The sequence below is a fragment of the Paenibacillus endoradicis genome (assembly GCF_024721975.1).
Map to the genome: position 1 here is coordinate 750,169 of NZ_JANQBB010000003.1, position 18,991 is coordinate 769,159.

At 36.2% G+C, this 18,991-nt stretch carries 16 protein-coding genes and 1 tRNA gene; 11 read left to right on the top strand and 6 right to left on the bottom strand.

What is annotated here, in order from left to right; genetic code table 11:
• Positions 1-436 precede the first annotated feature (436 nt).
• Together NV377_RS13605 and NV377_RS13610 are read left to right on the top strand one after the other, a co-directional pair.
• Entirely contained in the window at positions 437-3,772 is a 3,336-nt protein-coding gene (locus tag NV377_RS13605; RefSeq protein ID WP_258199464.1) for an S-layer homology domain-containing protein, read from the top strand.
• Positions 3,773-5,075: 1,303 nt separating this feature from the next.
• A complete protein-coding gene (locus NV377_RS13610; protein ID WP_258199465.1) occupies positions 5,076-5,525 on the top strand; it encodes a hypothetical protein in 450 nt (149 codons plus the stop codon).
• A gap of 230 nt (positions 5,526-5,755) precedes the next feature.
• Here NV377_RS13610 and NV377_RS13615 read toward each other — a convergent pair.
• Positions 5,756-5,830 (bottom strand) — tRNA-Val (locus tag NV377_RS13615).
• Positions 5,831-6,008: 178 nt separating this feature from the next.
• Here NV377_RS13615 and NV377_RS13620 point away from each other — a divergent pair.
• The 3 genes from NV377_RS13620 (at position 6,009) to NV377_RS13630 (ending at position 9,106) form a co-directional block, all read left to right on the top strand.
• Positions 6,009-6,950, top strand: coding sequence for an S-layer homology domain-containing protein (locus NV377_RS13620; protein WP_258199466.1), 942 nt, complete (start codon positions 6,009-6,011; stop codon positions 6,948-6,950).
• 159 nt (positions 6,951-7,109) lie between these two features.
• Positions 7,110-7,655, top strand: coding sequence for a cysteine hydrolase family protein (locus NV377_RS13625; RefSeq protein WP_258200335.1), 546 nt, complete (start codon positions 7,110-7,112; stop codon positions 7,653-7,655).
• 8 nt (positions 7,656-7,663) lie between these two features.
• Entirely contained in the window at positions 7,664-9,106 is a 1,443-nt protein-coding gene (locus NV377_RS13630) for a nicotinate phosphoribosyltransferase (protein WP_258199467.1), read from the top strand.
• Positions 9,107-9,161: 55 nt separating this feature from the next.
• Here the strand turns inward: NV377_RS13630 and NV377_RS13635 are convergent, their stop codons facing one another.
• On the bottom strand, positions 9,162-9,392 hold the full coding sequence (locus tag NV377_RS13635) for a DUF3892 domain-containing protein (RefSeq protein WP_258199468.1): 231 nt from the start codon (positions 9,390-9,392) through the stop codon (positions 9,162-9,164).
• Between the two features lie 17 nt (positions 9,393-9,409).
• Positions 9,410-10,123 carry an MBL fold metallo-hydrolase gene (locus NV377_RS13640; RefSeq protein WP_258200336.1) on the bottom strand — a complete coding sequence of 238 codons (714 nt, stop codon included), beginning with the start codon at positions 10,121-10,123 and terminating at the stop codon, positions 9,410-9,412.
• A gap of 420 nt (positions 10,124-10,543) precedes the next feature.
• Here NV377_RS13640 and NV377_RS13645 point away from each other — a divergent pair, with 420 nt between their 5' ends.
• Positions 10,544-11,125 (top strand): stalk domain-containing protein, encoded by a 582-nt coding sequence (locus NV377_RS13645; RefSeq protein ID WP_258199469.1) that lies wholly within the window; start codon positions 10,544-10,546, stop codon positions 11,123-11,125.
• Between the two features lie 79 nt (positions 11,126-11,204).
• The gene (locus NV377_RS13650) at positions 11,205-11,513 is read left to right on the top strand and encodes a DUF1292 domain-containing protein (RefSeq protein ID WP_258199470.1); all 309 of its coding nucleotides are present in this window, start codon (positions 11,205-11,207) and stop codon (positions 11,511-11,513) included.
• Positions 11,514-11,637: 124 nt separating this feature from the next.
• On the opposite strand, the gene NV377_RS13655 is transcribed toward NV377_RS13650, so the two are convergent.
• A complete protein-coding gene (locus NV377_RS13655; protein WP_258199471.1) occupies positions 11,638-13,107 on the bottom strand; it encodes an aminotransferase class I/II-fold pyridoxal phosphate-dependent enzyme in 1,470 nt (489 codons plus the stop codon).
• A gap of 187 nt (positions 13,108-13,294) precedes the next feature.
• Here NV377_RS13655 and NV377_RS13660 point away from each other — a divergent pair, with 187 nt between their 5' ends.
• Positions 13,295-14,470, top strand: a complete 1,176-nt coding sequence (locus tag NV377_RS13660) for an MFS transporter (protein ID WP_308860048.1) — start codon at positions 13,295-13,297, stop codon at positions 14,468-14,470.
• Positions 14,471-14,689: 219 nt separating this feature from the next.
• Here NV377_RS13660 and NV377_RS13665 read toward each other — a convergent pair whose 3' ends face one another.
• A complete protein-coding gene (locus NV377_RS13665) occupies positions 14,690-15,331 on the bottom strand; it encodes a YktB family protein (protein ID WP_258199472.1) in 642 nt (213 codons plus the stop codon).
• 378 nt (positions 15,332-15,709) lie between these two features.
• Between NV377_RS13665 and NV377_RS13670 the strand changes: the two genes are divergently transcribed.
• Entirely contained in the window at positions 15,710-16,306 is a 597-nt protein-coding gene (locus NV377_RS13670; RefSeq protein ID WP_258199473.1) for a YkzI domain-containing protein, read from the top strand.
• Between the two features lie 228 nt (positions 16,307-16,534).
• On the top strand, positions 16,535-17,947 hold the full coding sequence (gene gnd, locus NV377_RS13675; protein WP_258199474.1) for an NADP-dependent phosphogluconate dehydrogenase: 1,413 nt from the start codon (positions 16,535-16,537) through the stop codon (positions 17,945-17,947).
• A gap of 4 nt (positions 17,948-17,951) precedes the next feature.
• On the opposite strand, the gene NV377_RS13680 is transcribed toward gnd, so the two are convergent.
• Complete coding sequence (locus NV377_RS13680; RefSeq protein WP_258199475.1) at positions 17,952-18,251, bottom strand: hypothetical protein; 300 nt, start codon at positions 18,249-18,251, stop codon at positions 17,952-17,954.
• Positions 18,252-18,454: 203 nt separating this feature from the next.
• Here NV377_RS13680 and NV377_RS13685 point away from each other — a divergent pair, with 203 nt between their 5' ends.
• Positions 18,455-18,988 (top strand): shikimate kinase, encoded by a 534-nt coding sequence (locus NV377_RS13685; protein WP_258199476.1) that lies wholly within the window; start codon positions 18,455-18,457, stop codon positions 18,986-18,988.
• Positions 18,989-18,991 lie beyond the last annotated feature (3 nt).

The window sequence follows — 18,991 nt, forward strand, 5'->3', positions numbered from 1 at the left end:
TTTTTTGTTGCTCTTTTAGATGTTCTGGACTTATGCGTAACTTGGAGTAGTTAATTATTTCTGATCGTGTGAAGTAAGATTCCTTTAATAGTAAAGGTTGTATTGTCAATAGTTTTTAGATGGAATGAAAGAAAAATTTTAGAATATGGACAAAATTTGACAAATGAGAGAATTATCATAAATATTTCAAAATAGTATTGACGGAAGAGAAGTTTATGGGATATTATCACTGAGGATGATAATTATTCTCAAAATTCTCAATTAGCAGTTTTCACGGCTAATATTTTTTTGAGTCATCAGTGAGAATGATAATCATTAATTATATTAATCAGGAATTCGATAGCTTAAACTATTTTACCAGCTCTTATCTAAGAAGTTGGATGAATTGATTGAGCAGTAGAATTCACTACATGATATTCAGAGGAGAAGATTAGAAATGAAATTCAAATGGTACAAACAGCTTTCATTAGTTATTGTTATTGCAATGCTTATAAGTGCTTTACCCGTTTATGCAGCATCGTCTGATGAAAGGGATTTGCTATCAGAGGCTATTGAAGAAGCTAAGGTAGTAACGGAAAAAGATATAGCACTTGTAACAGCAATAGAGTTAGCTGTAAAGGCATTGGAAAATGAAAATAGTTCGCTTCCGCAATTAGTAGATCTTACTGATCGTTTGAATGAACTGGTATCAATTAATGATGACGTATTAGATTCATTAAGAGATATAAAGATTGATTATGTAAAATCATCTGATTTAATTACTTCATTTAACGATACTTTTAGTAGTTACTTATCTAATGTAAAAGTATATGAAGCAGATGGTCAATCATATCTTCGCCTTACCATGAAAGCTCAACCGTCAATAAATCTTGCTTTTACAGTTGAAGGAAAAGCAGGTACAGTAGCGCAATATGTTGACACAAATGTATATGTATATGACTATAAGATTTCTAGTATAGAAGAGCCTGTATTGGGTCTGTTAAGCTATAAGGCTGGTGCTCACGTTGGTATGCATGATCACTACATCGTGATTGACCAGGATGCAACTGCAGAAGACCGTACCGGATTGAAAAATGCTATTGCAGCAGCAACTGCCATCGAAAAAGATGGTAAAGCCGCTAAAAAATTGTTAGCATCGCTAACGGCTGCCAAGAAAGTAAATAATTTAATTACACGCAATGCTGAGCTGATAGCTGCAACTGTAGATCTGAATGCTGCTATTTCCGCTAATCTAATTATAACAGATGAAGATCAGGCAGCATTTGAAGTAGCGCTTGGGAATGCTAAAGCTGTTGAAGATAAGGATGTTGCACTTGTAACAGCAATTGAGCAGGCTGAAAAAGCTGCTGAGAATGAAAAAACTATTTTAGCTGAGCTAGAGTTTCATGCTGATCGTTTGAATGAGCTAGTAGCAATTAATGAAGAAGTTAAAGATTCATTAAGAGATGTAACTACAATTGATTATGTAAAATCATCTGATTTAATAACATCTTTTAACTCTACATTTAGTAAGTATTTATCAAATGTAAAAGTATACGAAGCAGCTGGGCAGTCCTATCTTCGTGTTACTATGAAAACTGATCCGTCAATAAATCTTTCATTTACGATAGAAGGAAAAGTTGGTGCAGTAGCGCAAGTTGTTGAAACAAATGTATATGTCTATGATTATAAGATATCTAGTATAGAAGAGCCTGTTTTAGGTTCTCTTAGCTATAAGGTTGGTACTCACGTTGGTTTGCATGATCATTACATAGTTATTGACCAGGATGCAACTACTGAAGATCGTACCGCGTTGAAAAATGCTATTGCAGCAGCAACAGCTATCCAAAAAGATGGAAAAGCTTCTAAAAGATTGGTAGCAACGTTAACAGATGCAATGAAATTAAGTAATTTAATTACTCGTAAAGCTGAACTGATCGCAGCAACTACAGATCTAAATGCTGCTATCTCCGCTAATTTAATTATTACAAATGAAGATCGTCAAGTATTTGATGAAGCACTAGAAGTTGCAAAAGCTGTTGAAGGTAAGGATATTGCACTTGTAACGGCAATTGGGCAAGCTGAGAATGCTGCTGAGAATAACGCTACTATTTTAGCTGAGCTAGAGTTTCATGCTGATCGCTTAAATAAGCTAGTATCAAATAATAATAAAATTATAAGTTCATTAAGAGATGTAACGACGATCGATTATGTAAAATCTTCTAATCTAACGGAACTTTATAATACTATGTTTAATGAATATTTTTCAAATGTAAAAGTATACGAAGTAGATGGTCAGTCTTATCTTCGTATTACAATTAAAAATGAACCGACAAAAAATCTTACTTTCACTGTTGAGGGCAAAGCAGGTTCTGTATCGCAATATGGTGAAAATAATGTAAACACATATGATTATAAAATATCAAGTACAACTGAGCCTTTACTAAGTTCATTTAGTGTTACTGTTGATGGGGCAAGTTCAACTGAACAATATCTTGTAATTAATCAAGATGCAATTGCAGCAGATCGTGTCGCGTTGAAAAAAGCTATTACAACAGCAGAAGCGGTTACTAACAAAAAAGAAGCACTAGTTACAGCAATTGCGAATGCGAAGAAGGTAGATAATCTACTTACTCGTAAAGCGGTATTGAACGCTCAAACTACAGCTTTAACAGCTGCAATTGCAGCAAACGGCACAACAGCACCTCCTACAAATGTTGAAATTCATGAAGGATCTGGGTTAGAAGTTGGTAAATATACAATTCCACTAACTGTATATACAGCTAACGGAAAAGAAATCTCAATTATGAATGGCTATGTAGCTGCTGATGCTCGCCTACAAGTTACTAAAAATAGTTTGAAAGTATATGTCCTTATGACTGATGCTTCGATGATTAAATCTCTAGAAGTTGATGGCAAGAAGGCATCAGTTGCTGAAAGATATAAAGCAGATGATGTTGCTCGTTACAGCTTTGAAGTATCTTCATTAACGGGATTATTATCCGGAAGTGTTCATGTTGTTGCTGTACTTGATGGGGTAGAAATTTATGATACAACTCATGACATTTCTATTGGATTCGGTTCTCCGTCTAAAGTAGACAAATGGGAAGATGAAGGCTACAGCAAAGGTGATCCGACTACACCAGGAACTGGTACTGAACAACCAGGAGGAACTGGAACTGACACAGGTACAGGTTCTAACGGTGGAGAGTCAAACGGTAATAATGGTGGGTCAACAAATCCTACTCCTAAGTTCACAGATATTGATAATAGTTGGGCAAAAGCTGCGATTGAACGTGCAGTAGCATTAAAACTTGTAACTGGTTATACTGACGGTACATTTAAACCGAATCAAGAAGTTAATCGTGCTGAGTTTACTGCCATTATAGTACGTGCGATGAAACTTGAAGCTGCAAAAGGTGAAGTGAAATTTGCTGATGCGGATAAAATTCAAGGTTGGGCTAAAGAGTTTATTCAGCAAGCAGTAGAGGCAGGTATACTGACTGGTTACAACGATAATACATTCCGTCCTACTGGAAACATTACACGTACAGAGGCAGCGGTTATGATTGTTAGAGCGTTAGGTCTAGAACTTGTTTCAGAAGATGAGCTAACTTTCGCTGATGCGTCTAACATTCCTGCTTATGCAAGAGCATATGTAGCAACAGCAGTTAAGTATGGTTTAGTAGTAGGATATAGCAATAATACATTTGGTCCTGAAAAAGTAGCTACTCGTGCAGATGCGATTACACTAGCACTTCGTGCACTTGATTACAAAGCAAGCCATAAATAATTGATTGAGAGTACATGATAAGTAATACACTCGTAAAAAAAGAAACTTGACGCCAAATCGGCGTCAAGTTTCTTTTTTGTATGCAACTCTTTAAAATCACCTATTCTAAAAATACTAATAATTGCTGATAGGACGCCTTTTACATAGTCATCCTATCAGCTTGCAAGATATTAGACTGATTAAGAATGATGACGTCTTCTTTTAGCAATTACAAGTACCCTTTGCCCAGGTCTGATACGAACAACGATTGTTTTTCTGTGTTTACTCATAGAGGGCACCTCCTTATATCAAGATAAATTAATGTATGAAAATTTTTCTGATTTGCTCTAGACGGATATAATGATTTTATTTTTTGTGTGCTTCATATAGTTAAACATACCGCAAAGATAATCGGAATTGTATCGTTTCTTTTCCGACTGATAATAGTATGAATTACTGATAGGATGGGGGAGCAAACTCGTGACAGTAACGGATTATATCTATAATTTAGTATTGAAACCCAGAAAACTATCTACTTGTATTACCAAATTTCTAGACCGTAAATATATATACATGGTAAAATAATGAAAATATCCTAATAGGAAGGTGATTTATTAATGAAAAAATAATAGTTTGTTCATTAATAGTAGTTGCAGTTATAGTTGCGTTAGTATTTCTTCCTAAGATATATGATAACTATAATGAAGCAAGAGTAGAATCAAAATTGGAGGAATTAAGAACAGAAGCGGATCAGCTAACATAAAAGTATTATGGTCGAATGTAACATCCACAGGAGATTTAACAGGGAAAATAAAAAACAACTCATCTGTAGATATAGAAGGTTATTTTGGAATATACTTTTTTGATAAAAACGGCGAGGTAACTTATGTAAGGGATTCAATTCCAATACCCGGAGATGGTGTGGCGGCTGGTGATGAAATAATGTTTAGTGTACCGGTAAATACATTTGAGTATTCTAGCTACAGTATACAAGCCGATATTATAAGGGAAGTTGATTAATATTGGTCGATAGAAGTGATTAATTATGGAATAATGTACTCATGCTAAAACCACCTTCATAGGTGATTTTTTTCATATATATAAACATCAACAACAAAGGACACTATACAATATGAACAATCTAGAACTTCTAAAATTAGAAATACAACAATGAGGATTTACCGATGATGAACTAATTAAGTATATAGAATATCTCTTCTTCTATATACCTATTTTGTCGATAATGATCGAATAGTGGGAAATATGGAAATCGGAGGTAATAAAGCTGGAAAATAAAATATTTACTGTATTTCTAGGGCTTTTAATGTTACTAGGATGTTCAGAACAGCCAATTGAGTACAAGCTGAATAAAGAATACTCCAATAAGATTTCAAGTAATATCGCACTTTCATTACTTGAATTCACAGAAATTATGGAGGAGTATGACAAACTTGCATTCAAAAGTAATGAGTCTTCGGAGAGAGAAGAATTATTAGGTGATTCTTTATTTGCTATACAAGAAAGATTATCAGTCAAAATTAAGGAACTTTCGAAGGAAGAAAAGATTATATTAAATGATATTATGTTTAGTTATAATACCGGAGTCTCCTTAAATGTATCTCTCTTAAAAAGTAGTCATAAACTTGCTTTAATCAACAAAGACATGGATAATAACGAATATGAAAATTATATAAATATAGATGATGCAATGAAAGAAGTAAAAGAGACATCTAGTGAGATTCTTAATAAATTAGATAAGTATCTCGAAAAATAATAATAATCAACTTTAAGTCTGCCCGATAATAGGTAGGCTTTTTTTTGCTCAATAACGAAAGTGAAAAAATATATAATGCAAAAAAACACAATTAAAGAACAAAAAAACCATCACCTTTCAAGGATTGGATCCTTAAAGATAATGGTTATTAATTATAATATTCTGTTAGAATGCGAACCCTACAATTATATATGGGAATAAAACGATAAGAACCCTTAATACATATAGTCTGGTAGGACGGGTGGGGATCGAACCCACGACTTCTACCCTGTCAAGGTAGCACTCTCCCGCTGAGTTACCGTCCTATGCAATACAAAGTATAATAGCATAGGATGATGTTATTTTCAAGCCATAATCTAGTAAATTATAGCAGGGTAATCTATATTTATTGATTATTGCAACATTATGAGTTGTTAAAACGTTTATGGAAGTAGTTAGTAGTAATTAACTAGTTAATCAAGAAGTGAAAAATTAGGAGGATATATGATGAAGAAGAAAAGCTTACTTACAGCAGTGCTATCATTAGTGCTTCTACTAGCAATAACACCGGTTCTACATGCATTTTCAGATGTGTCAGGTCACAAAGCAGAAAGCCATATTTTAAGTTTGAAGGAGCGAGGCGTTATTAACGGTGTTAGTTCAGGAACATTTAATCCAGATAGTGAATTAACATACGCTCAGGCTGTTTCCTTGCTTGATAGAGCATTTGAACTTGACCTAAGTCGTTTTCGTTTTGTGAAACAACCTCTAGCTAGTGATATGTACAGTAATGTTGCTGATGATCAATGGTACTCAGAAGCATTTGTAGATGGTTATTACAATGGTGTGGAATTCGCTGCTGATGTAGATCCAAATGCTTCAATCAGTCGCCAGGAGTTTGCGTCTATCTTAATGGATCAAGTAGATCGAAAAGGTAATTACCCACTCATTATGATCTATATAGATTACATTGATGCTAAGGAAGTAGAGCAAGACTATAGCAATGCTATTCAAAAACTACTTATTCTAAATTTCGCTGAGCTTACTGAAGATCACAAGTTTAAACCTACAGAAGCCGTTACTCGTGGTGAAGCAGCGATTTGGTTGGATAAAGCACTTATCTTTGCTGATACGATAAAAGGCAATGAAGAAGTTCAGCCTTCAGTATTACCTAGCAATGTAAAGTTGACTACAGAAGCATTAACTGACACTGTAAATAAAGTAACTATTTCAGCTGATGTACCTCATCCAGGTTATGGAATTAAAGTGACTCATATTAATTTTGTTGATAATATCGCCTATGTAGATATCGAGATTGTGGAGCCCAATCCTGATATGATGTATCCTCAAGTGATTACTAACGTATCGACATCTGTATATGTAGATAAACAATATAAAGTTGAATATGTAGAAAAACAATATAACAGTGAAGCTGTAGCACCATAATAATTGTATGAGAACGCTGTATAGTGGTCATTCGTTGACTATCTATACAGCGTTTTTCTGTTCAGGAACCGAAAAACGATCAAGCATTCAATTCTTCTAATTGACTTCTATAAAAAAAACTTCATAATGATACTATTAATTAATACGAGGTGAATAATGATGAAAGCATTAATCGTTATCGACTACACCATTGATTTTGTTACGGGAAAATTACCATGTGGTGATCCAGGCATTGCTATTGAGCATCGTATAGCGGAACTAACGCAACAATTTATACAACAAGATGAACTGGTTGTAATGGCTGTAGACTTACATGAGGAGAATGATCCATTCCATCCGGAAACGAAGTTATTCCCCCCACATAATATTAGAGATACAGAGGGTAGAACGTTATATGGAACCCTTCAACATATATTCGAATTAAATTCCGATCGCATTTATTGGATGGATAAAACTCGTTATAGTGCATTTTGTGGAACAGATCTTCATCTGCGTCTTAAAGCTCGTAACATTAATGAACTTCATCTGGTTGGAGTATGCACCGATATTTGTGTATTGCATACTGCGGTTGATGCGTATAATCTTGGGTACAATGTAGTTATCCATGAAGATGCAGTCGCTAGTTTCAATGCGGCGGGACATGACTGGGCGCTGGGTCACTTTCGAGGATCTTTAGGCGCTCAAATTGTTAGTAACAGGGAGTAGGTAAAGTAATGACGTCAGAACATCTTATGCTTCATACTGATAAATATCAAATTAATATGATGTATGCTCATTGGAAGCATCATACCCACCATCAAAAAGCGATATTTGATGTGTACTTTAGAAAATTGCCATTCGGTAACGGTTTTGCTGTTGCTGCAGGACTCGAAAGAATTGTTCATTATATTCAAGGTTTGAAATTCTCTGAAGAAGAGATTACATTTCTAGCATCACAAGAGGAAAATTACGATCTTCAATTTCTCGAGGAACTTAGACAATTTAAGTTCACGGGTGATATTTACGCTGCGATTGAAGGGACATTGGTTTTCCCCAATGAGCCAATTCTTAGGGTTGAGGCATCTATTTTTGAAGCTCAAATTATTGAGACAGCAATATTGAACTTCATGAATTATCAATCTCTTATCGCTACTAAAGCAGCGAGAATTAAGCAAGTGGCTCCGAATGATATATTAATGGAATTCGGCACACGTCGAGCTCAAGAGGCTGACGCGGCAATATGGGGGGCAAGAGCGGCCTGTCTTGTTGGCTTCCACGCGACGTCGAACATGAGAGCAGCGATGCTATTTAATTTATCAGCTAAAGGAACTCATGCCCATGCTTGGGTACAAATCCATGATAATGAACAGCAGGCATTTGATCGTTATGCTGAAGCGTTACCTGATGATGTAACTTTACTCGTCGATACGTATGATACATTACGTGAAGGAGTACCACATGCCATTGAAACTGCACGGAAACTTGCCGAGAAGGGTAAACAATTGAAGGCTATCCGTCTTGATAGTGGAGATCTAGCATATCTATCTAAGCGTGCTCGTAAAATGCTGGATGAAGCGGGTTTCCCAGATGTGAAGATTGTTGCATCTAATGATCTAGATGAAAATATTATTGTGGAATTAAAGGCACAAGGTGCACAGATTGATAGTTGGGGTATTGGAACGAAGCTAATTACAGCGTCAGATAACCCATCATTAGGCGGCGTGTATAAACTTGTAGCTAAAGAGCGCAATGGACAATATGAACCAGTAATTAAAATTTCAGGTAATCCAGAGAAAATAACGACACCAGGCAAGAAGAACGTATATCGTATTGTGAATTGCGATACTGGGAAAGCAGAAGCTGATTACATTGTTATGCATGATGAAGTACTCGATTCTTCTTCAGAGCAACCATTAATGCTTTACGATCCAAAGCATTCGTATATTCGAAGAAAAGTAAGTCGATATTCAGCTCAACCATTATTATTACCAATATTCATAGAGGGGCAATGTGTATATAAGCTACCTACTGTACAAGAAATTGCCAAGTATCATCAATCACAGCTTGAATTATTTTGGCCAGAAACATTGCGTAAATTAAATCCTGAGAAGTATGCTGTGGTACTAAGTGATACAGTATGGAATATACGTAAAGAGTTATTAAGTCAGCATGATTAGTAATGAAAAAAAGGTAGTACACACATTGATGCGTACTACCTTTTTTGTTATATGATTAGAATGTAGGTAATTGATCTAAGTTGTTTGCAACGGTATCATCGGGTTGTGAACGAATATGTTGCTCATGATCTCTACCTTTGAACAGTTGTAAATTTTTAATTTCATCATTACTAACCATTTCTTGAGCTTGCATATAATCAACTACTTGACCAGAAGAAAGTTTGAATTCTACTATACTTCCCTCTGAATTACGTCTTACCGCGACAACTTCATGTTGCTCTGACATCGTTATACACTCCCTCGCTACATAGTAGACGGTTTACCTTGTTGGACAATTTCCATTAAGCCCGTCTTACCTATATAGTTCCCGATTGTGTCCCCATAATGCATTAATTTTATTTTTTGTTGTAATTCGACGGGTAAAGATAACAATTCATCTAATGATGTATGGACCACACCTGGACTCTCAAGCTGACAATCATGATAGATCGTTTGTACACCATCTTTAACTAATTGCTGCAACAATTGCGGATTGAAGGTCATGTCTGCTGTGTAGAAGAATATATCATTGAACAAGATGGAGTAACTATCTTTATTGGGAATATGCTGTGTTTGGATCAACTTGATGTGTAAATTAGGAGCTAATTCATAGGTAGTGTTCGGAACCAGAGGCACAACGTTAAAGTAATCTTCGATACTTGTGAGATCCCCCTGAATAAGCCCACCCTTGAGTGATGTTTCCCATAAAGGTTCCACTAACGACTCGGCAATATATAAAGTAGCCTTTTTTTTGTATTTGAACATCATCTGAAAAGCATACGATTCCAAACCACCAACATGATCAGAATGGATATGACTAATTAGAACACCGTCTAATTGATTAAAGCTAAAGCCTTGCTCATACAGTGCATGTGGTAGTGTAATCCCACAATCAACTAGCAGGGTGAACGATTGTTGTTGTATTAATGCATTATTATTATAATACTGCTTAGCAAAAGCATTACCAGTGCCAATCATAGTAATGATCACATAGAAACCTCCTTTAGCATGAGCGAAGACTTTTATATTTTATCGGATTATTGCACTGAACTCTGTAATATAGCTCACAAATATGATAAAAACTACTTGCTTATTATCTAAAAATAATACCAATTATTATTTCATTACTTATTTATGATGATTTGTTCAAACCATTTTCTTGAATTGTAACTAAACTGTAAATGTAATTCAACAGTTCTTTGAAGTTTTTTAGAACTATTATTGGCTAGAAAATTAACTTTATAAACAATTAATAAAACTTATGAAATGAGTAAAAACTCATAATTTTCATTCTGTAAGTCGAAAACATTAAATCTTTTTCATTTTAACGTAACTTTTTATTTGATATGGAGTCTAACTACTTAGGAATGATTTAATAATTGGGGGTTATGACAAACAATGAAACATAAGAAAATTTTCATTCTATTAATTATCGTCATGATTTGGAGTACAACAGTTGTACTTGCAAGTGCATCTAGTTCGAAAATAAAAGTAATTGTTAATGATGCAAATTTAGGTGAAATTGGTGAAATAATAGATAGCAGTACTTTTATACCACTTCGCAAAGTTGGTGAATCTTTACATGCCATAGTCGATTGGAACGCCAACACAAAGACAGCTACGATTTATTCGCCGAATGTGCATATGTTCTTATATAGTAGTAGCAATGGTGAAGAGACTACATTTGGTGAAGTGAAAAAAGGATTTAGTGGTAAGATTAAAGTGTTCGCGCAAGTTGATAACGTGAGTTTTAAGTTGAATGATACAAAATTCACGATTGTTGATCCCAATGGAAAAGAAACATTAATTCAACAAATAAAAGTGGAAAAAAATCGAGATAATTATTGGTTTGTAACAGAAGAAACCAATTATCGATTCTCATTAAGTGGAAAATATACGATTCGATGTTACATGAAGGCAGAGAATAGTGAAGATTGGACGATTACATCTGAGAAATTAATTACCTCGACCGCCAACTAAATCTGTTTGACCATGGCATAACATTCTGTTAACATGATAACGTATAAATTATATTTTCAACCGAAATGGGGTAACTACTGTGAGTGAACATCAACATGATGCAGATTGTGGCTGTGGCGAAGACCATGAGCATGAAGAACATGTGTTTATCATAGCAAATGATGAAGGCGAAGAGCGTGAAATGGTAATGGTATATACATTTGAGTCTGAGGACATGATGTATGCCGTACTACTTGATCGTCAAGATCCGGAGCAAGACGGAGTAATTTTCCGTGTTGAAGAAGAAAATGAGGAAGCTTTCTTAGTCGGAATCGAAGATGACGAAGAGTGGAATCGTGTTCAAGCAATCTATGAAGAAATCGCCAACACTGAAAACGGCGAACAATAATAGAAGCAAGTAAAGTAGAGATAAGGATGTTCTTATCTCTATTTTTTTTATGTTTACATAAGAAGAACTGCCCTCCAATTGTTAGATACCATTTGGAGGGCAGTTTTTTTGTTATTACTTATGATTACGAAATAGCTGTTTCTTCAAAAATAACTTTTACGAATTCAATGTTTCGGTCTTCTGGACCTTTAACAGGTAGACCAACTTCAACATGTTCGATAATATAATCAATATTCTTTTGAGAAATAACTTCGCCAGGCAATAAAATTGGTATTCCAGGTGGATACACATAGATAAATTCAGCAATGATACGACCTGCTGACTCTTTGAAAGGAATCGTTTCTGTTTCCCCATAGAAAGCATCACGTGGTGTCAATGACAATTGCGGAATATCAGGTATTTTCACCACAAGCTCACGAGCTTCTGCACCTTCAAAGTATGTTTCAGAAAGAGTTTTCAAGGCAATAATAAGTTTTTGTATGGATTCTGCAGTGTCACCTGGAGTAACTAGGCACAAAATATTGTACATATCACTCATTTCAATTTCTAAGTTGAAATGTTCACGTAACCAGTTTTCTGTATCGTAACCAGTTATACCAAGATGTCTAACATGAATCGTTACTTTTGTTGGGTCGAAGTCGTAAGTGGCTTCATCACCCAGAATTTCATGACCAAAGCTATACAGCCCTGGAATTTGATTGATCGCTGCACGTGCCTGTTCAGCTAATTCAATCGCCTGATTCGCAATTGCTTCACCATGTAACGCAAGATTTCTTCTTGAAGTATCAAGTGATGCTAATAAAATATATGAAGTTGATGTTGTTGTTAGCATACTAAGGATCGTTTGAATACGTTGAGGGTTCACAAGTCCTTTTTTGACATTAAGAACAGAACTTTGTGTCATAGACCCTCCAAGCTTGTGTACGCTTGTTGCTGCCATATCTGCGCCTGCTTCCATAGCAGACATTGGTAATTTCTCGTTGAAGTGAATAAGTACACCATGAGCCTCATCAACAAGGACCGGGATGTGGTAGCTATGCACAAGGTCTACAATCTCTTTCAAATTCGCACAAATACCGAAATAAGTCGGGTTAATAACTAATACGGCTTTAGCGTCAGGATGACGCTGTAATGCACGTTTTACTGAACTAGTCGTAATACCATGATCAATACCTAAGTTTTTGTCTCGAGCAGGTGAGATAAATATTGGTCTGGCACCCGCAAAAATAATAGCAGACAGTACAGATTTATGGATGTTACGTGGAATAATGATTTTATCGCCTGGTACACAAACTGATAAAATCATCGCAATAATCGCACCGCTTGTCCCTTGCACAGAGAAATAAGTATAATCTGATCCAAAAGCATCCGCTGCTAATTGTTGAGCTTCTTCAATGACGCCTGTTGGCTGATGCAAATCATCAAGTGGAGCAATATTAATTAGATCTATGGACAAGGCATTATCACCGATAAAAGTACGAAATTCTGGGTCACTTCCGATGCCTTTTTTATGTCCTGGTATGTGGAACTGGACGGGATCTTGCTCCGCATGTTTGCGAAGCGCAGTAAATAATGGAGTACGACGATGGTCCATCGTTGACATCCCTGCCTTTCATTAGATGTACAAACAAAGTTGAGTATAACAAAAACATGATGGAATGCAATACGTTTTTTATAAATTTAATATATTGCACATAATGGGGAGTCAAGATGTGACGAAATGTTCATAGTTTATGACCGATTAATTATGATACTATTGTTAGATGCGGAGGGATTAGAAAATGATGGATAAAAGAATGTTAGTGGTCATGGCAATACTGATGACTACATTTATTGGCTTCGGAATTATTATTCCAGTTATGCCTGAAATTATTTTGGATACTGCAACGAGTAACGCCGAATTACATAATGGGGCAATCCTTGCTATTTACTCGCTCGTATCGTTTCTACTTTCACCAATCTGGGGTGGCTTATCTGATCGAGTAGGAAGAAAAAAAATTATTGTCATTGGTTTGCTTGGATTTTCAATTAGTTTCTTGATGTTTGGGCTATCAGCTCATCATCTTATTTTAATGTATATCGCTCGAGCATTGGGTGGCTTATTCTCCGGTGCAGTAACATCAGTTATTGTTGCGTATGTGGCAGATATTACAACACCTGAGAATCGTACAAAAGGAATGGCATTTGTCGGTATTTCTATCGGTTTTGGATTTATGATCGGACCTGCAGTAGGTGGAATGTTAAGCGTTATTGATCTAAAAACACCATTCTTCGTAGCTGCGGCACTCGCTTTAGTTACAGCAATTTTTGCAATATTAATATTGCAGGATACTGGAAATTTAATTTCTGCTAATGAACCTAAAGTTTCGAGATGGACCGCATTTCAAGGGACATCAAAATATTTATATGTGCTAGCTTTCTTTGTAACGTTCACGTTAGCATTTCTAGAAGCAACGCTTCAATTATTCGGCATTGAACGATTTGATGTTACACCATCTCAAGTAGGTACAATGTTCTTATTCAGTGGTTTAGCAGGGGCATTGGTGCAAGGTGGAATTGTTCGACGACTTGTGAAGCCAGGAGATGAGCCGAAATTTATTGTCATAGGTTCTATTATTTCAGCAGTAGGCTTCTTTATGTTATTAGGTGCAAATACGTTCCTTTGGGCAACGATTTCAGTTACAGTGTTCGGTATTGGTAATTCCTTAACCCGACCATGTATCACTTCGTTAATTACATTGAAAACAAAAGTTAGTATTGGGGTTGCATCTGGCTTAAGTAATTCTATGGATAGTCTAGGACGTATTGCTGGTCCTATTATCGGTACATTACTATTTACGGTTTCTATTGGTTTACCATATCTAATTGCTGGATTGCTAAGTATACTAGCATTGCTACTCGTATATGGATTCAAGCTTGCAGACCAACATGAAAAGATGAACGTTTCAAAAAACTAAAATATTGTATTATAAGAGGTTGTTCGTTGCAGCAAGTTGGTTGCAGTGGACAACCTCTTTTGTTGTATATAGCTTTTTGTGTGCCAATTAGTGGTTTAACAACAATTCATTACGGGCTTCTATAACATGCAAAAAGGAACTTCATTTTTCATGAAGTTCCTTTTTTTTGGATGAGTAGTAACGATTGTGTAACTGCTCATCTGCTTGCTAACTAATTTGTTATGCTTGGTAAGCTAATTTATATAATGGAAGTAATTGCAAATAAGTTTCAGCCGCATAATCGATGAGTTTCTGCTGATCCTGCACGATATCACTATCCGGAGGCAAGTGACGTCCGATAAGTAACTCTGCTTTTCCTACATCGCGGAAACGAGTTAAGATGGAGGACCAGTCTTCCTCATCAAGATTTTGCACAGATTGAGCTTTCTTTTGCATATGATCTTGTGAAATGACATAGTCACTAGGTACTTGATCGATTACTTGTTGAAGGTTGTTCAACAATGTATTAGCTATATTTTTTTTGTTAGGAACTTCATAGATCAATGCAAACCAGATAAATAGGTGATCGTCGAACAATCCTAGTTGGAAGTGGGGATGTGCTTTGTATCCTCGCTTGTTGTTACAAATAGCTAACCAAGTATCTTTTGGTGGGTTAACTGTACGGCGAGCATGCTTAGCAATATGAAGAAACATTTCATTACTGGCATGTATACTTAATTCCGTAGTTAATTGTTCACCCATAGTTTGGAATTTGGGTCTGATTTGTTCAATAATGGCGCTCATTCGCTCATCAAGTCCTGCTATATGAAAGATATCGAAATCTTTAGCAGTAAATCCAGCTTGAATTAATTGTTGTGTCATAAGGGTACTCCTTTTCGCTTATCATCGACAATGAGAAACTTTATCATTTAATAATGATTATAACATAGAAGCTCTTTTCTGTCCTGTTTCAATTTTAAAAATGATGGTTAAACTAAGCTCAAACATAACATTATGGAAACGAACGAAAAATAGTCAATAAACCAAGTTGCCAATACATAAGATGAAGTATAAGATAATGGTAAAAGTAAATAGTCAGAAGATTTAGGCTATTGTCTTGATTAATGTATTGGAATTACTTTAGACGTTCACAATTATTAAAAGTAAGTGTTTTACAGTCATTAAGATAGGCTTCTTCAGTTACTTTTCATTAATAAGAGGCGTGTCTAATGTCCATGAAAAGGTCTAGGAGGGAATGCCGTGAACAGAAACTATGAAGTAGAATATTGTAATCTCGAACTTCGTTTCGAGCGGCGCCAAATCCAAACTCTCATTAGAGAGCTGATTCAGGAGGGGTATTCGCTATATTGGAGTGAGACGGAGGGGAAATTTCTTGTTTCTATTCGAACGGGTAGAAAACTAGTTAAGCTTCATTTCGAGAAAGTGAATCAACGCTACCGCATTGTTGGGGATTATATAATTAAGGACGAGAGATTATCAGAACTCATCGAAAAGCTTATTAACGACACACGAGGGCATGCTGTAGTTAAGCGTATCAAAGATCGACAAATTGTCATTGAGAACATTATGTTCGGTGAAATTATTCGTCTGGTGGAGGTGTCTGGTATGGAGCATCGAATCATTTATCAGAAAAAGCCTTATGTAACTTTCGAGGATATGATCCAAGCTTTTCAGAACAAGCGGGCTGAGCAACGTATTTCAGTACTACGGATGGAATTAGATTATGAACTTAGTTGCTTAAATGATGCAATCATTGAACAAGATGAGCAAAAATCTCAAGAAATCATTGATAAATTGGAGCTGTTACGTCTTGAGATGTTACAACTCGAAATGTAGAAATATAAAGAAAACGATATTTAAACGGTCTGACCTCTAAGAAAATTAGTGGCCGACCGTTTTTTTTGTTGAACAATTGGAGAATATAAGCTAAACTTTAGTCCGTTATTGATAAAATTGATGAGATTTCATCACAATTTCATCGTAAACTGTTTTCTTCTTTGCACAAAAAGAGTAGAATAAAGCTATTGTGAGAAAAATATAAAGATGAAGGATGGAATAAACCAGATGTCTAAACAACAAATTGGCGTTATCGGTATGGCTGTAATGGGTCGTAATCTAGCCCTTAATATTGAAAGCAGAGGTTTCACAGTTTCTGTGTTTAACCGTTCAAGAGAAAAAACTGACGAATTGATGGCTGAGTCTCAAGGTAAAAACCTTGTTGCAACTTACACAATCGAAGAGTTTGTTCAATCACTTGAAGTTCCTCGCAAAATTCTTATCATGGTACAAGCTGGTGCGGGTACTGATGCAACAATTAACTCTCTAATTCCTCATCTTGCTGAGGGCGACATTATTATCGACGGCGGTAATGCTTACTTCCCTGATACACAACGTCGTAGCAAAGATCTTGAAGCACAAGGTTTCCGCTTCATCGGTACTGGTGTTTCTGGCGGTGAAGAAGGAGCTCTTAAAGGACCTTCTATTATGCCTGGTGGTCAAAAATCAGCTTACGAGCTAGTTGAACCAATCCTTACTGCAATCTCTGCTAAAGTTGGCGAAGATGCTTGTTGTACTTATATCGGTCCAGACGGCGCTGGTCACTACGTGAAAATGGTGCACAATGGTATCGAGTATGGCGATATGCAATTAATTTGCGAAGCTTATGACTTATTGAAAAATGTACTTAATGTTTCTACTGAAGACCTTCATGAAATCTTCACAGAGTGGAATAAAGGCGAGCTTGATAGCTACCTAATTGAAATCACTCGTGATATTTTCTCTAAATATGATCCAGAAACTGGTAAACCAATGGTAGATGTTATTCTTGACTCTGCTGGTCAAAAAGGTACTGGTAAGTGGACTAGCCAAAGCTCTCTAGATCTTGGTGTACCATTGTCCATCATCACTGAATCTGTATTCACACGTTTCTTGTCTGCAATGAAAGAAGAACGCGTAGCTGCAAGTAAAGTACTTAGCGGCCCTGAGCGTCCTGCATTCACTGCTGATAAAGCTGAATTCATTGAATCAATCCGTAAAGCTCTTTATGCAAGTAAAATTTGCTCATACGCACAAGGTTTTGCTCAAATGCGTGCTGCTTCTGATGAATATGGCTGGGATCTTAAATACGGCGAAATCGCAATGATCTTCCGTGGTGGTTGCATTATCCGTGCTGCATTCCTACAAAACATCAAAGATGCTTACGATCGTGATCCAGAACTTCGTAACCTATTACTTGATCAATACTTCAAAAACATCGTTGAATCTTATCAATCTGCATGGCGTGAAGTTATTGCGACAGCTGTGAAATACGGTGTGCCTGTACCTGCATTCTCTAGTGCACTTGCATACTTCGACAGCTACCGTTCTGAGCGTCTTCCTGCAAACTTGCTTCAAGCTCAACGTGACTACTTCGGAGCTCACACATTCCAACGTGTGGACAAAGAAGGTTCATTCCACTTCAACTGGATGCAATCTTAATTAGTTATTTCAGTAGTCCTTGTGAAGCTTGACGTAGCCATTGGCGTAATCGTTCTGCTTCCTGGTCACTACTGTTGCGGCGCCCAATAAGCGCCATAGCTACTTCAGCATAAGCATGGAAATTTTGTAACAACTGTGGCTGCGACAGACCCGTAATAGCTGGGTCTTCGTCAGCCACTTTTTTTGTAATGTAACCAAGCATCCACACGACATCATCACGAGATAATGGATATGTGGAATCAAGAATACGTTCGATTTTTTGTTTCGTTTGATCTTGAAATGAATGTTGTTGTATATCTTTCATCAATAATCCCTCCTAAAACTTTTCATTGGCTTCTCGATATTCATCATTGAAAAATGAATAGTACATCGAAAGAGTAAGCTAAAACTTTTCATTGGTATTAAAAGTATAAACTAAAACTTTTCATGAGCATCACTTTTTTCTACCCTAACGATTGCCAAAGATGATATGATAGTGTAGATGAGCACTTGTAAAGGATGAACACTATGCAAACTAATTCATTACGTAATAAAATTATTTTAATCGGCTTCATGGGAACAGGTAAATCTGCTGTAGCCGATGGATTAGCAAGTGTACTAGAGCTACATAAACATGATGTTGATGTTGCAATTGTTAAACATGCTGGTCAACCAATCTCGGATATTTTTGCACAATCTGGCGAGGAAACATTCCGAAATATTGAGACGGAAGTGCTCCAAGAACTACTATATTCACCAGAAGCCTCTATTATTGCTACTGGTGGCGGAGCTGTCTTGAAACAAGTCAATCGAGACACAATGTTAGAGCATGGTTTAGTTATACATTTGATTGCTAGCGCTGATGTTATTATTTCTCGTGTGAAACATGATACTGGACGTCCGCTATTGCAAGGCGATGTTACAGAGCGTGTCCATCAACTAATGTCTGCTCGTGCTGGTGCTTATGACTTTGCACATTATTCGATTGATACATCAAATCTTTCCTTACCTGAAGTTGTTAGTCAAATCGTTGAACTATGGCATCAAGCCAATTTGAAATAGATA